Source organism: Maritimibacter alkaliphilus HTCC2654 (genome assembly GCF_000152805.1).
GTDB classification, from domain to species: domain Bacteria; phylum Pseudomonadota; class Alphaproteobacteria; order Rhodobacterales; family Rhodobacteraceae; genus Maritimibacter; species Maritimibacter alkaliphilus.
Map to the genome: position 1 here is coordinate 276,174 of NZ_CH902578.1, position 14,955 is coordinate 291,128.

Below are 14,955 nucleotides of genomic sequence, written 5' to 3' on the forward strand. Positions count from 1 at the left end.
TTAGGGAAAGGGAACGGCATGAGACGTGGCGGACAACGGACGGTGAGCGATGCGCGGGCGTCGGGGGCGCATGAGGGCACCGGGCTACGCACGATCCAACGCGTTATCCCCTACCTCTGGCCCAAGGGCGACCGCGACACGCAGTGGCGGGTCGTCGTCGCCATGTCGCTCCTGATCGGGGCCAAGCTGATCGCGGTCGCGACGCCGCTGTTCTACAAGGCCGCCGTCGATGGACTGACCGGCGAGGCGAGCGACAGCGCGGCCTGGATGCTGGCGCTTGGTGCGGTGAGCCTGACGGTGGCCTATGGTGTCGCCCGGTTCCTGTCCGTGGGCTTTCAACAATTGCGCGACGCCGTGTTCGCCAAGGTGGCGCAGGGCGCGCTGCGGTCGATGGCGCTTCAGACGTTTCAGCACATCCACGCGCTGTCCCTCCGCTATCACATCACGCGCAAGACCGGGGGCCTCAGCCGGATCATGGAGCGCGGGGTGAAGGGCGTCGAATTCCTGCTGCGCTTCCTTCTGTTCAACATCATCCCGCTATTCATCGAGCTGGGGCTGGTCTGCGTGATCTTCTTCGTGCTCTTCGATGTCTGGTATCTGGCCGCCGTCGTGGCGACCATCGCGGTCTATATCCGCTTCACCTTCGCCGTGACCGAGTGGCGGGTGAAACTGCGCAAGCTGATGAACGATCAGGATACGGATGCGAACCAGAAGGCCATCGACAGCCTTCTGAACTTCGAGACCGTGAAATACTTCGGCGCCGAGAAGCGCGAGGCGCGGCGCTATGACGGTGCGATGGAGGGCTACGAGGGGGCCGCGATCAAGACGTCGCAGTCGCTCGCGTTCCTGAACGCGGGGCAGAGCTTCATCATCACGGCGGGTCTGGTCGCGGTCATGGTCATGGCGGCCATCGGGGTGCAGAACGGCACGCTCTCGACCGGCGATTTCGTCATGGTCAACGCCTACATGATCCAGATCACCATGCCGCTGAACTTCCTCGGCTCGGTATATCGCGAGATCCGGCAGGCGCTGGTGGACATGGCCGAGATGTTCGACCTGCTCGAACAGCCCGCCGAGGTGACGGACAAGCCGGGGGCCAAGCCGCTGGACATGAAGGGCGGCAAGGTCGAACTGGATGCTGTCGAATTCGGCTACGATCCCGCGCGGCCCATCCTGCATGGCGTCACGATCACCGCCGAGGCGGGCGAGACGGTGGCCATCGTCGGCCCGTCGGGATCGGGCAAATCCACCATCGGGCGGCTTCTGTTCCGGTTCTACGACGTCACCGGGGGCGCGATCCGCATCGACGGGCAGGACCTGCGCGACGTGACGCAGGAAAGCGTGCATGACGCCATCGGCGTGGTGCCGCAGGACACGGTGCTTTTCAACGACACGATCCGCTACAACATCGCCTACGGGCGCGATGGTGCGACGTTCGCGGATATCGAGGCGGCGGCGAAGGCGGCCAAGATCCATGACTTCGTGATGAGCCTGCCCGAAGGCTACGACACGCAGGTGGGCGAGCGCGGGCTGAAGCTGTCGGGTGGCGAGAAGCAGCGGGTGGGGATCGCGCGCACGCTCCTCAAGAACCCGCCGATCCTGCTTCTGGACGAGGCGACGAGCGCGCTGGACACCGAAACCGAGCGCGACATCCAGATGAGCCTGAAGGCCATGGGCGTGGGGCGCACCGTCATCACCATCGCGCACCGGCTGTCGACCATCGCGGATGCGGACAAGATCGTCGTCTTGCAGGACGGCGAGGTGATCGAAGAGGGCCGTCACGACGCGCTTTTGACCAAGGGCGGCAAATACGCCTCGATGTGGGCGCGCCAGCTTGCCGAGGAAGAGGACGAAGCGGCGTGACCTGATCGTGCGGGCGTGCGCCCGCGCAGGGTTTGCGCCGCCCCGCCGCTGGCGGGTCGTCGCGGTGGGACGCGGCCGGGGCCGCGTCTGGAGGGCGCTGCCCTCCAGACCTCCCGAAGTATTTCCGAAACGAAGAAGAAGGGCGCGGTTATTCGGCGGCCTTGATGTCCGGGCCTCGACGGGTTTCGTCGTGTTCATCCTCGGCCTCGACCGCCTCTTCGGCCACGTCCGCGTCGATCCCGTCGCCTGCCGAGCGGCGGGCGGTGAGGAGGTAGTCGAGTTCGTCGGCGGTGGGTTCCGCTTCGCCCTCGTCCTCTTCGATGGCCGGTGAGTCGAAGTCCCACACGAACTCGTCGACGCTGGTCTTTTTCGCCTGTTTCTGAAGCGCGAGGTCGCGGGCGGTGCGTGAGCCGCGGCCCCAGGTCATTGCCTTGAGACCCGCCGCACTGCGGTAGGCGCCGACGCCGACCCAGACGCGCAGGGCCAGCATGGAGGGGGTGAAGACCAGCGTGAGAATCGTCGCGATGCCGAGGCCGAAGACCACGGCGGTGGCGAGTTGCACCCACCAGAGCGCGGTCGGGGCGTTCACTGAATAGCCGCCCCCGATGAAGTCGAGCGACAGGCCGAACATCATCGGCGCGAGGCCCGCCATCGTCGTGATCGTCGTCAGCAGCACGGGGCGGATGCGATCCTCGGCGGTGCGGGTGATCGCCTCGATCCGGGGCATGTAGCGGGCGTATTCCTGATAGGTGTCGATGAGCACGATGTTGTTGTTCACAACGATCCCCGCAAGCGCCACGACCCCGGTGCCGGTCATGATGACCGAGAAGGACTGACCCATCACCAGCATCCCGAACAACACGCCCGCCGTGGACAGGACGACGGCCAGCAGGACCAGCACTGCGTTGTAGAACGAGTTGAACTGGGCCAGGAGGATGATGAACATCAGAAACAGCGCGCCCGCGAAGGCCTTGCCCAGAAAGGCGGTCGATTCCGACTGGTCCGCGAAGTCGCCCGCCCATTCGTAGTCGATGCCGGTGGGAAGGTTGCCCGCTTCGAGCCATTCGGTGATCCGTTCGATCCGTTCGGTCGAGGTCACGGGCGTCTTTCGGTAATCGTCCGGATTGGCGGCGTTCGCGATGATCCGGTCGGCCTCGGCCACGGCAAGCGTCCGCGTGTCGCCCGAGGGGCCGGTCAGCACCACCAGCCCGGGGTCCACGGCGGCCTTGACGTCGAAATAGCGGGACTGGTCGATCCGGTCGATCTGGGCGAGGGTCGGCACCGCTTCACGGGTGACGAAATTCGACAGCGGCACGAGGCCCTGCGCGGTGCGGACCTTGAGCGTGTCGAGGGTCGACAGCACGCGGTCCTCGGCCGGGAACCGCACCCGGATTTCGATCTCCTCGTCATTGCCGTCGACGCGCATCGTGTCGAGCAGAAGCCCGGTGGTCACGAGTTGCACCATGCCGCCCACTGTGGCGACGTCGGTGCCGTAGCGTCCCGCCTCTTCCACGTCGATGTTGAGCTGCCAGTCGATGCCGGGCAGGGGGCGCGTATCTTCGACCTGCGCAAGGCCCGTCAGACCCTCGAAGAACTGGCGGGTGATTTCGGTGGCGGCCAGAAGCGTGTCCCAGTCGTCGCCCTTGAGGCGCAGGTTCACGGGCTTGGTGGAGGCGGGGCCGCCGGCGATGCCCGCGACCTCGGTCGGGATGCCTTCGAGCCCGGCCAGATCGCGTTTCAGCCGCTCGACCACGACTTTGCCGTCGTAATCTGCGTCCCGCACCGTGCGGGTGTAGGGGATGATCCCGAGAAGCTTGTCCTCCACATCGTAGGCGGGGCGATCCTCGAAGGTGGCGATTTCGATCTGGACCTGTCCGATGGTGTCGCGCGGTCCGGCCGCGCCGCCGGTGTTCTGGTTCAGACCGCCTTCGCCGGCGAAGGAAAACGCGTTCTTCACGCCGGGCACGGCGCGCACGACCTCTTCGACCCGGCGCACCATGTCGTCCTTCTCTTCGATCGACAGGTTGCCGCGCCCCCGGACATAGACGATGGCCTGTTCCGGCGCGGTGTCGGCGAAGAAATCGACGCCCTGATTGTTGCGCCCGTAATCCATGCCGATCCCGGCGACGAGCGCCATGACGCCCAGAATGGTCACGATGGGCATGACCGGATTGCCGACGATGGCGTTGATGATGACGCCGAAGCCCGTGCGACGGTAGGTGCCCGTCACCTTCTTCGGCTTGCGCTTGGGTTTGGCCGCGTCGAGCAGGATGGTGGTGACCAGCGCCATGACGACGAACAGCACGATGCCGGGCAGCATGGCCACGGCGCCATCCAACGGGTTCGAACCCCGCCCGAACAGGAAGTCGGGGTTGGCGATCTGAAGCGCGGCCACGAACAGAAGCGCGAAGGCCGGGAGGACCAGCGCGGCGCGCACCACCCACGGCCAGCCCCGCAGCCCGTGCGAGGCGCGTTCGAGCGAGCGCGACAACCGGCCCGCAACCCCGCCCATGACGGGCAGGTAGATCAGCGCGACCAGCAGCGACGCGGTCAGCGTGTAGATCAGCGTCTTCGGCAGCATTTCCATGAATTCGCCGGGGATGCCGGGCCAGAAGAGCATCGGCAGGAAGGCGCAGAGGGTGGTGGCGGTGGACGAGATGATCGGCCAGAACATCCGCTTGGCGGCCTCGGTATAGGCCGACATCGGGCCGACGCCATCCGAAATGCGCTTGTCGGCATATTCGACGACCACGATGGCCCCGTCGACCAGCATCCCCACGGCGAGGATCAGGCCGAACATGACGATGTTGTTGATCGCCACGCCCAGCACCGCGAAGAGCGCGAAGGTCAAAAGGAACGAGGTCGGGATCGCGAAACCAACAAGCAGCGCCGAGCGCATCCCGAGCGAGGCGAGCACGACGATCATCACCAGCGCGATGGCGGTGATGACCGAACCTTCAAGCTGGCTGACCATCGACGATATGACGTGGCTCTGGTCGTTGGAATACCGGACCTCGACCGCCTGTTTCAGCTCGTCGGGCCATTCCTCGGTGGCGGCTTCGACCACCTCCTTCACTTCGGCCACGGTGTCGATCAGGTTGAAGCCCTTGCGCTTGACCACCTGTAGGGCAACGGTCGTGTCGCCGTTGAAGCGTGCCGTGCCTGCGCGATCCTCGAACGCCAGCCGGATCTCGGCCAGATCGCCCAGCGTCACCACCCGGTCGCCGTTCACCTTGACCGGAAGGCCGTAAATGTCCTGCACATCGTCGAAGGACGACGGGATCTTGATCGACGTGGCGCCGGACGGTGTTGTGATCTGGCCCGCCGCGATCAGCTGGTTGTTGTTGGTGACGACCTGAATGAGCTCGCCCGCCGTCACGTTGTAGGCTTCGAGTTTCAGGGGGTCGATCAGGACTTCCATCATCTCGTCGCGCGCGCCGGTCAATTGCGCCTCGAGCACGGGCTCGATGCCCTCGACCTCGTCCTGCACCTCGCGGGCCAGTCGAACGAGCATCCGTTCCGGCACCGCGCCGGTGAAATTCACCACCAGAATCGGGAATTCCGAGAAGTTGATCTCGTTGACCGAGTATTTGTCGGCCCCCGACGGGAATTTCGCCTCGGCGGCGTTCATCGCGTCGCGCACGTCGGCGATGACCTTGGTGCGGTCCCAGCCGAACTCGAATTCGAGCGCGAGACCCGCATAATTCTCGGCCGCCGTCCCGGTCATGGTCTTAAGACCGTCGATATCCGCAAGCTCCTGCTCCATCGGGCGCACGAGCAGGTTTTCGCTGTCCTCGGCGGAAATGCCGGGGAAGGGAACCGAGACGAACAGGGCCGGGATTTCAATGTCCGGCTCGCCCTCTTTCGGCAGGCCGACATAGGCGGCGATCCCGGCGGTCAGCGACAGGATGATGAAGGCGAGGACCATCCTCGCCCGTGAGGCCGCCCAATCGACGACGCCGTTCATGTGCCGGACTCCCGATAGGTCGGGTCGATGGCGACACCGTCGATCACATAGTCCTGTCCGACGACGATCACCGCCGTCTCGTCCGGCAGGCCCGCGACCCAGACCCCATCGGTCGAATCGCGCACGAGGTCGACGGGCATGAAGCGGGCCACGTCGCCTTCGCCCACCACCCGCACGCCAAGATCGCCCGCGTCGTTCAAGGTGAGCGCGGATTGCGGCAGAAGGTGCGCGGTGCGCCCGGCCGACTGGATCAGGATTTCGGCGGTCTGGCCGTGGCGGATCGCAAGATCGGGATTGGCCACCTGCGCCTCGACGCGGAAGGTGCGCGTGACCGGGTCGGCGGCGCGACCGATGAAGGTGATCCGGCCCTGCACCTGATCGCCGGTGGCAAGGCGCGCGCCGACCGGGGCGCCCATCGACACGCGGTTCACGTCAAGCTCGGCCACGTAGCCGACGAGCTTCAGGGGATCGAGTTGAACGACCGTCGCGCAGGGGCTGCCGGGTTGCAGGAGCGCGCCGATTTCGGCGGGGTCGTCTTCGATCAGGCCCGAGAACGGTGCCCGGATGTCGAGGTCGTCAAGCGCGGCCTCGGCCTGTTCGACACCGCTTTGCGCGGCCTCGAACGCGGAACGGGCGGACAGAACGCGCGTCTCGGCGGCGAACCCGCCCTCCGACAGCTTTTCGGCGGCATTGAGGTTCTGCTCCGCCTCGGTCAACTGCGCCTGCGCCTGTTTCAGCGCGACTTCGCGGGTGCCGGGGTCGAGGCTGCAAAGCACGTCGCCTTCCGCCACCGCATCGCCCTTGGCGACCGGTGCGGCGATCACCCGGCCCGAGGCTTCGGACATCAGCGTGACCGAACGCGTCGCCTCGGTCTCGCCCCGCACCACCACGGCGCTGTCGATCTCCTGCGCGGCCGAGCGCATGGCGATCACCGAAATCCGGGAGGCGTCAGTGGTCTCTTCGGTAGGGGTATCTTCCTCGACCGCGGCTTCGGCATCGCTGCCGAGTCCGACGAAATCGCGCACCATTTCGCGCTGAAAGACCAGCATGAACAGCACTGCGACCGTCAGCAGCGCCGTCAGGATCGGAATGGGTCTCATGCTGTCCTCATGTCCCAAGTCGTTAATTCGTTTCACATAGCCCGCACCACCCTTTGCAACAAGGGTTTGGCATCACTCTATGCGTATATGACAAGATATTGGATCACTTTTGCCGCGCCCCTTGGCAAACCTCGCGCCTTTCCGGTAAAGAAGTGGTCAAAAGTGACGCAAAAAGGCGCTGGGGGCCGAGCACGTGAGCAATCCCGATAGTTTCATCGACGAGGTGACCGAAGAGGTTCGTCGCGACAAGCTCTTTGCGCTGTTTCGCAAATGGGGCTGGGTCGGCGTTCTGCTGGTCGTCGTCATCGTCGGCGGGGCCGCCGTGAACGAATTCCTGAAAGCGCGCGAACAACGTCAGGCGCAGGCGACCGGCGACGCGGTGCTCGCCGCGCAGGATGCCGACGGGGCCGAGGCCCGGCTGGCGGCCCTCGACGGTGTCGCCGCCGAGGGGGATGCGGCTGCGGTGATCGGGCTCATCAAGGCGGCGGAAGCCGAAGCGCCGGAGCGCGCCGACGAACTGCTGGCGGCGATCGAGAGCGACACGAGTTATCCCGCGCTCTATCGCGACCTCGCCACGCTCAAGCGCGTGATGCTGCCGGGCTCGCCGATGACGGCGGACGAAAAGGTCGCCGCCCTCGATCCGCTGCTCGGGCCGGGTGCCCCGTTCCGGGTGCTGGCCGAGGAACAACTGGCGCTGGCCGAGATCGAGGCGGGCGACGCCGAGGCCGCACTTGCGCGGCTGAATGCATTGATGGACGATGCCGAGGCGGGGGATTCCCTGCGCGAACGGGCGTCGCAACTGATCGTGGCGCTCGGCGGCACGGTGGAATGACAGGGCGGGCGCGGTCGGACCGCGTGCGCGAAAAGAACGGGCAGATCTTGGGGGACACGCGCGTGACACGCAAAGGTTTGATCGCACTGGCACTGGTGGGGGCCGTCGGCGCCCTGAGCGCCTGCGACAGGGACGTCATCTTTCAAGGCAAACGCGAAAACATCTATTCGCCGGACCCGGCCATCGTGGGCGAGGACGCTGCCGCGGCCTTTGTCCGTGAACAGGCCGAGGCCGAGGCGAACGTCACCCGCGCGGTGTCCCTGCCGGGGATGAGCTCGCTGGGATCGTGGACGCAGGTCGCCGCGAACGCCCAGAACAACGTGCCGCACGTGGCTTTTTCTTCTGCGCCGCAGGTGATCTTCAATACCGATTTCGGACAGGGCAGCACCCGCAAATACAAGATCACCGCCGAACCCGTCATCGCGGGCGGGCAGGTCTTCGTCATGGATTCGCAATCCACCGTCGCCGCGCTCACCACGGGGGGCGAACGGCTCTGGACATCGGACCTGACACCGCCGGGCGAGCGGGCCGGGCAGGCATCGGGCGGCGGGCTGGCCTATGCCAACGGGCTTGTGCTCGCCTCAACCGGATATGGTGAACTCGTCGCGATCGACGCAGGCTCGGGCGCGGTCCGCTGGCGTCAGGATCTGGGCTCGCCGGGGTCCGGCGCACCGACCGTTTCGGGCAACACCGCCTATGTCATGTCGACCGCGAACGTGGGCTACGCCGTCAATATCTCGAACGGTCGCCTCGTCTGGCGCCTTCCCGGCACCCCGCAGGCGCCGGGCGTGATCGGGGCCTCGTCGCCCGCCGTTTCGGGCAACACCATCGTGATGCCGTTCTCGCTTGAAAGCCTCGTCGGCGTCGACGCGAACAAGGGCGAGCCGAGCTGGGTCGTGCCCGTGAAGGGCAAGCGCAACGGTCAGGCCTATAACATCCTGTCGGAAATCACCGGCGCGCCGGTCGTGAACGGCTCGATGATCTACGCCGGCACCGTGGCCGGGGCCAGCGTGGGCGTTTCGACCAACGGTCAGCTGCGTTGGACCGCGCTCGAAGGGGCGACCGGGCCGATGGTCGTGGCCGGCGGCTCGCTGTTCATGGTGGGTGACAACCTCGAACTCGTGCGGCTCGACGCCTCGACCGGCAAACGGGTCTGGGGCGTGCCGCTGCCGGGCTACGAGAACGAGAAACCGCGCCGGTTCAAGGCGATCTATCCGAGCTACGGGCCGACGCTGGCCGGTGGGCGGCTCTGGGTCGCGTCGGGCGACAAGATGCTGCGCGCCTTCGATCCGGCCAGCGGGTCGCTCGTCGGGGCCGTCGAATTGCCTGCGGGAGCAGCCTCGCGCCCCGTGATCGTTGGTGGGATCGCTTATATCGTCAGCGAAAAGGGCTCGCTGATGGCCTTGCGTTGAGGGCGCGAAATCTCTATGCGGGCGCCTTCACGTCCGGAGAGTTGAAATGACCTTCACCCTCGCCATCGTTGGCCGCCCCAACGTCGGCAAATCCACGCTGTTCAACCGGCTCGTCGGCAAGCGCCTTGCGCTCGTCGACAACCAGCCCGGCGTCACGCGCGACCTGCGCGAGGGCGAGGCGCGGCTGGGCGAGATGCGGTTTACCGTGATCGACACGGCCGGGCTCGAGGATGCCACCGACGACTCGCTCGAAGGGCGGATGCGCCGCCTGACCGAGCGCGCGGTCGAGATGGCCGATGCCTGCCTGTTCCTGATCGACGCGCGGGCGGGCGTGCTGCCCACGGACGAGATTTTCGCCGACATTCTGCGCAAGAAGAACGCCCACGTGATCCTCGCGGCCAACAAGGCCGAAGGGAAAGCGGGCGAGGCCGGGATGATCGAGGCTTGGGGCTTGGGGCTGGGCGAACCTATCGCGCTTTCCGCCGAACATGGCGAGGGGATGGGCGATCTGGCCGCCGCGCTTGCGCCCGTGGCCGAAGAAATGGCATCGCGCCCGTCGCCCGAACCCGAAACGGACGTGGACGTGGACCAAGGCGCGCCGCGCATTCCGACCCGCGAAAAGCCCTTGCAGGTCGCCGTGATCGGGCGGCCCAACGCGGGCAAATCGACACTCATCAACCGGCTGATCGGCGAGGAACGGCTTCTGACCGGACCGGAAGCCGGGATCACCCGCGACTCGATCTCGCTCGCCTTCGACTGGGACGGAACGCCGACCCGCATCTTCGACACCGCCGGGATGCGCAAGAAGGCCAAGGTGCAAGAGAAGCTTGAAAAGCTGTCGGTCGCGGACGGTCTGCGCGCGGTGAAATTCGCCGAGGTGGTCGTCGTGCTGCTCGACGCCGCGATCCCGTTCGAACAACAGGATCTGCGCATCGCGGATCTGGCCGAGCGCGAAGGGCGCGCGGTCGTCGTCGCCGTGAACAAGTGGGACGTCGAGGCGGAAAAACAACAGAAACTCAAGCACCTGCGCGACGGTTTTGAGAAACTGCTTCCACAGTTGCGCGGCGCGCCTCTGGTGACGATTTCCGCCAAGACGGGTCGCGGTATGGACCGGCTCCATGCCGCCGTGATGCGCGCGCACGAGGTCTGGAATCGTCGCATCCCGACCGCCAAACTGAACGACTGGCTGGCCGAAATGATCGCGCAGCACCCGCCGCCCGCGCCGTCGGGCCGCAGGATCAAGCTGCGCTACATGACACAGGTGAAGACCCGCCCGCCCGGCTTCGTCGTCATGTGCTCGAACCCGGAAAAGCTGCCCGATGCCTATTCGCGCTACCTCGTGAACGGGTTGCGCGAGAATTTCGACATGCCGGGCACGCCGATCCGGCTGCACATGCGGTCGCAGGCCGACAAGAACCCCTACAAGAACAAGACGAAATCGACGCCCTCACGGTTGCGCAAGCATCTCGGCAAGGGACGCGCCGACGAATAGGTCTTCTCTGGTCCGAAAATACCTCGGGGGGTCCGGGGGGCAGCGCCCCCCGGTGGGTCGCCCGGCTATGCCGGGCGAAACCGTTAATTCAGATACTGCATCGGATCAACGGACGACGTGCCCTGACGCACCTGGAAGTGGAGCGCGGGGCTGTCCGAGGCGCGGATCTGCGCGATGGTCTGCCCCCGGCTCACGGTCGCGCCCTTGGCGACCGAGATATTGTCGATCCCGGCATAGACCGTCAGCAGGTTGCCCTCGTGCCGGATGACGAGGATCGGCACCTGATCGGTGTCACGGGTGATCGCCGCGACCGTCCCGCCCTGCGCGGCCTTCACCGGGCTGCCGGCGGCGGCGGCGATGTCGATCCCGTCCGACTTGCCCTTGACGTAGGCACCCGTGATCCGGCCATCCGCAGGCATCGACATGGCCGCGCCCGAGGTGCGCTGCGCCCCGAGGTTGGGCGAGGCCGGGGTGTCGGCCGGCCCTTGCGATGCGGTGCGGTTCGACCCTTCCGGCAGGGGGTTGCTGGAGGACGGCGGCAGGGGTGTGGGCGTGCCCACACCGGGGGCCGAATTGGTGTTGGGCGCGGCGGTCTCGGCGGATTTGGGCGGGATCATCAGGTATTGGCCCTGACGCACCGACAGGTCGCCGCCCAGCCCGTTCCATTCGGCCAGCGACCGCACCGACACGCCAAAAAGTCGCGCGATGGAATAGGCGGTTTCGCCGCTCACCACCTGATGTCGCAGGGGTTCCGCGCCCTGCTGGCTCGTGGCGCCCGCGTTGTTGGACGGCTGGTTCGGCCCGATCCGGTCGAGCGCCTGACCCGCCACGGCGGTCACGTCCACGCTGCCCGCATCGACGCGCCGGGGCAGGGCGACGACCTCGCCCGCGCGCAAGGTCGCGCCCGCGTTCAGGCCGTTGTAACGGGCGAGTTCCGCCTCGGGCAGACCGACACGGCTGGCGAGCGCCGAGAGCGTGTCGCCCTGCCGGGCCACGGCCACCTGATAGGTCGGGTATGAGATGATGCCGCGTGCGTCGGGCGTCGGGCGGGCCGCCGCGCGGGCCTCGCGCGCCGCGTCCGCAGTGGTGAAGTTGTTGCCGCCGATGCCTCGAAGGTCGAAATCGAGGTTCAGGGGCCGCCCCATGCCGTCGGAGCAGGCAGCGACCGCCAGCAGGCTCCCGCCAAGCAATAGCCCCCGCACCGCGCGCGTCATCGTCGTGTTCGCCAAATCCATACTGCCGACCTCGTCTCTTTCACCCCTGTTCCCGGGGTTTGCCCTGGCCGCTCTAGTCTTGTCCCAGACCTTCCACAAGCGGCACGAAACGCACCGGCAGGATTTCTTCGTAGTCGAACCCGTCATCGCTCCGCGTCACTTTGATGAGGCTTTGCACATGGTCCGACTGGCCCACCGGTAGCACCATGATACCGCCAACGGCCAGTTGAGCCAAGAGCGGCCCGGGCGGATCCTCGGCGGCGGCGGTCACGATGATGCGTTCGAAGGGCGCCTGTTCGGGCAGGCCGAAGCTGCCGTCGCCGGTGATCGCGGTGATCGTGTGCAGGCCCAGCTCGTCGAACACCTCGCGCGCGGCTTTGACAAGGCCCCGGTGGCGGTCGACGGTATAGACCCGGCGGGCGAGCTTGGCGAGGATCGCGGCCTGATAGCCGGAGCCTGTGCCGACCTCGAGCACCTTGTCTCGGGGCTGCACGTTCAGCGCCTGCGTCATGATCCCCACGACGGACGGCTGGCTGATGGTCTGGCCGCTCGCGATGGGCAGCGGCATGTCCTCATACGCCCTGTCGGCAAAGACGCCGCGCACGAAAAGGCCGCGGTCGATGGCCTCCATCGCCTGCAAAACACGGGTATTCGTGACGCCCTTCGAACGCAGGTGAAACAGGAACTGCATCTTCCGCGCGGCGATGGGGTCGTTCGGGTCGCTCATGCCAGCGCGCGCTCCAACTCGGACAGGGCGTCATGCGCGGTCAGATCGGCGCGCATGGGCGTGACGGAAATATAGCCGTCGAGGTTCAGCGCGGCATCGGTGCCGGGGGCCGTCGGCTTGTGCTGCGGCCCGCCCTTGATCCAGATGAACCGGCGGCCCGAGGGTGAGGTGGTCGGCTCGGTGCCGAAGAACGTATCCTCGCGCCAGCCCTGAGCGCCGGCTCGCATCCCCCGAACGGCAGAGGCGGGAACGGGCGGAAAATTCACGTTGTAGAACAGACGGTAGTCGGCGGTTTCCTGCCAAGGGGCGCGCTCGATCAGGGTGCGGACCGTGTCGGCGCCGTGCGCGGCAGCCGCTTCGAACAGGTTGTCGAGCGCGTAGTTCTCGGGCCCGATGAATTGCGAAAGCGCAATCGCGGGGAGGCCTTGAAGCGCGGCTTCCATCGCGCCGCCGATGGTGCCGGAATACAGCGCGTTCTCGGCGGCGTTGTTGCCCCGGTTCACGCCAGAAAGCACCAGATCAGGCGGTTCGGGCAGGATGTCCCCGATGCCTGCGAGCACGCAATCGGCCGGGCTGCCTTCGGCCGCGAACCGGCGCGGGCCAAGCTCGGCCACCATCATGGGGCGCGAGTAGCTGATGCAGTGGCCGACGCCGGATTGCTCGAAGGCAGGGGCGACCACCCAGACCTCGCCATCGGGGCCTGCGACCTCTGCTGCAATCGCCTCCAGCACCTTCAGCCCCGGTGCGTTGATGCCGTCGTCGTTGGTGACCAGAATGCGCATGTTTACCCCACAGCTTTCCCTTTCAATACGGGAGCCTGTGGGGGCTCACAAGCGGCCCGGACGGCGCGCCGTCAACCGATGAGTTCGGGCAACAGCCGTTTCGCCTCATCCCACGGGCTGACCAGCGTTTCACGGTTCTCGCCGGGGTGGAAACGGGCGCGCATGGCGGTGGCGAGCGGCCGGGGCGTCACGATGCGCACCTTCGGCCCGATCTTCGCGGTCTCGGTCTGCCAGCTTTTCGCCAGCGCCATCTGCCCGGCCTTTGTCGCGCCGTAGGCGCCGAAGAACGCCTCGCCCGCGTGATCGTCGTGAAAGAACGCGGCGGTCCCGACAGAGCCCAAAAGGGGAGCCACGTAGGCGATCAGGCGCGCCACGGCGTCGAGGTTGACGGCGACGGATTTGGCCCAGTCCTTTTCCGCCAGCGCGACGTGATCGGTGGGCATGAGTTGCTGCGCCTCGATCGCGGTATGTGCCCAGATGTCGACCTTGCCCCAGCGGTCGTGGGTCGCGCGGCAAAGCTGGGCCATGGCGTCGGCGTTCGTGATGTCCATCGGGGCGAGCGTCGCCTCGCCGCCGACCGCCTTGATCCGGTCGTCGACCTCTTCCAACGCGCCGGTGGTGCGGGCCACGGCCACGATGTGATGCGTCGGGGCCAGTTCGACGGCCAGCGCCGCGCCAAGGCCGCGCGAGGCGCCGGTGATGAGGGCGATCTTATCGGGCATGTTTCACTCCGCTTCGGGTCGGTCGCGGTATCTCAGACGTTGCGCGGCCTGTCCAGAGGCGCGGGGCCGGGTCAGAGCGGCGTGAAAACGAACGTCGTCATCGGTCCTGCCGGGCTGGGCATCTGGATCACGAGGATGTCGTGCGTGCTGTTCAGCGCATAGGGGTATTCGCCGGGGATGAAGCCGAAGGGCGGACCGGCGGTGACGGTCGTGCTGGAGGCCGCGCCCGCGCAGGTCATCGTGGGTTTCTCCGCCGCCTCGCGGTCTGTGGACATCCTGAGGCGCAGGTTCACGCCAAGGATCGTGCCGATGTCGTCGACCACGTCGAGGTTCACGTCGCCGTCTTCGGTCATGGTCTCGGCTTCGGTCGGCGCGTAGGTGTCGAGGTCCACGTCATAGGCGACCGACAGAAGGCCGGGGACACGACCGGCGAATTGTGCCTCGCCGGGGCAGCCATGCGGCAGCGAGAGGTCGGGCGGCGGGGCGATTTCGTGCTCCACGCCGTCGAGTTCCAGCAGCACGCTTTCGGTCATGGCGCCGTCGGGCAGGCGGGCGGGGGCGTAGTCCATCGCGAAGCTGCCGTCGCTGCCGATGGTCAGTTGCGCATCGACGACCGGAACGACCAGCGTTCGCGCCCCGTCGGTCATGCCGACCCGGATCAGGCGCCACTGGCCGGGCAGCGCGTTGTCGATGGGGGTGATCGCGTCCGACTGGAGCACCTGCGAACCCCAGGGTGTCGGGGTCATCGAAATATCGACCTCTTGCGCGGCGGCCAGAGCGGGTGCGGCGAACGCGGCACAGAAAATGAGCGGGCGCAAATGCGATACCTGAAAAATCATGGCGC

At 66.7% G+C, this 14,955-nt stretch carries 11 protein-coding genes; 4 read left to right on the plus strand and 7 right to left on the minus strand.

The window, feature by feature from the left end:
- Positions 1-18 precede the first annotated feature (18 nt).
- Positions 19-1,863: an ABCB family ABC transporter ATP-binding protein/permease gene (locus RB2654_RS02485; RefSeq protein ID WP_008328311.1), complete on the plus strand. Its 1,845-nt coding sequence runs from the start codon at positions 19-21 to the stop codon at positions 1,861-1,863.
- Positions 1,864-2,011: 148 nt separating this feature from the next.
- On the opposite strand, the gene RB2654_RS02490 is transcribed toward RB2654_RS02485, so the two are convergent.
- Together RB2654_RS02490 and RB2654_RS02495 are read right to left on the minus strand one after the other, a co-directional pair.
- Positions 2,012-5,830 (minus strand): efflux RND transporter permease subunit, encoded by a 3,819-nt coding sequence (locus RB2654_RS02490; RefSeq protein ID WP_008328312.1) that lies wholly within the window; start codon positions 5,828-5,830, stop codon positions 2,012-2,014.
- The gene (locus RB2654_RS02495) at positions 5,827-6,930 is read right to left on the minus strand and encodes an efflux RND transporter periplasmic adaptor subunit (protein WP_008328314.1); all 1,104 of its coding nucleotides are present in this window, start codon (positions 6,928-6,930) and stop codon (positions 5,827-5,829) included. Before RB2654_RS02495 ends, RB2654_RS02490 begins: the two co-directional genes overlap by 4 nt.
- A 193-nt stretch (positions 6,931-7,123) precedes the next feature.
- Between RB2654_RS02495 and RB2654_RS02500 the strand changes: the two genes are divergently transcribed.
- The 3 genes from RB2654_RS02500 (at position 7,124) to der (ending at position 10,666) form a co-directional block, all read left to right on the plus strand.
- Positions 7,124-7,762 (plus strand): hypothetical protein, encoded by a 639-nt coding sequence (locus tag RB2654_RS02500; RefSeq protein ID WP_008328315.1) that lies wholly within the window; start codon positions 7,124-7,126, stop codon positions 7,760-7,762.
- A 62-nt stretch (positions 7,763-7,824) separates the two neighbouring features.
- A complete protein-coding gene (locus RB2654_RS02505) occupies positions 7,825-9,174 on the plus strand; it encodes a PQQ-like beta-propeller repeat protein (RefSeq protein WP_040885390.1) in 1,350 nt (449 codons plus the stop codon).
- A gap of 46 nt (positions 9,175-9,220) precedes the next feature.
- Positions 9,221-10,666 (plus strand): ribosome biogenesis GTPase Der, encoded by a 1,446-nt coding sequence (gene der, locus RB2654_RS02510; protein WP_008328324.1) that lies wholly within the window; start codon positions 9,221-9,223, stop codon positions 10,664-10,666.
- Positions 10,667-10,749: 83 nt separating this feature from the next.
- On the opposite strand, the gene RB2654_RS02515 is transcribed toward der, so the two are convergent.
- The 5 genes from RB2654_RS02515 to RB2654_RS02535 form a co-directional block, all read right to left on the minus strand.
- Positions 10,750-11,901 carry a M23 family metallopeptidase gene (locus RB2654_RS02515; RefSeq protein ID WP_008328325.1) on the minus strand — a complete coding sequence of 384 codons (1,152 nt, stop codon included), beginning with the start codon at positions 11,899-11,901 and terminating at the stop codon, positions 10,750-10,752.
- A gap of 52 nt (positions 11,902-11,953) precedes the next feature.
- The gene (locus tag RB2654_RS02520) at positions 11,954-12,607 is read right to left on the minus strand and encodes a protein-L-isoaspartate(D-aspartate) O-methyltransferase (protein WP_008328326.1); all 654 of its coding nucleotides are present in this window, start codon (positions 12,605-12,607) and stop codon (positions 11,954-11,956) included.
- The gene (gene surE, locus RB2654_RS02525; RefSeq protein WP_008328327.1) at positions 12,604-13,389 is read right to left on the minus strand and encodes a 5'/3'-nucleotidase SurE; all 786 of its coding nucleotides are present in this window, start codon (positions 13,387-13,389) and stop codon (positions 12,604-12,606) included. Before surE ends, RB2654_RS02520 begins: the two co-directional genes overlap by 4 nt.
- Before the next feature lie 71 nt (positions 13,390-13,460).
- Complete coding sequence (locus RB2654_RS02530) at positions 13,461-14,111, minus strand: SDR family NAD(P)-dependent oxidoreductase (protein ID WP_008328328.1); 651 nt, start codon at positions 14,109-14,111, stop codon at positions 13,461-13,463.
- A gap of 71 nt (positions 14,112-14,182) precedes the next feature.
- The gene (locus tag RB2654_RS02535; RefSeq protein WP_040884307.1) at positions 14,183-14,950 is read right to left on the minus strand and encodes a hypothetical protein; all 768 of its coding nucleotides are present in this window, start codon (positions 14,948-14,950) and stop codon (positions 14,183-14,185) included.
- Between the last annotated feature and the right edge of the window lie 5 nt (positions 14,951-14,955).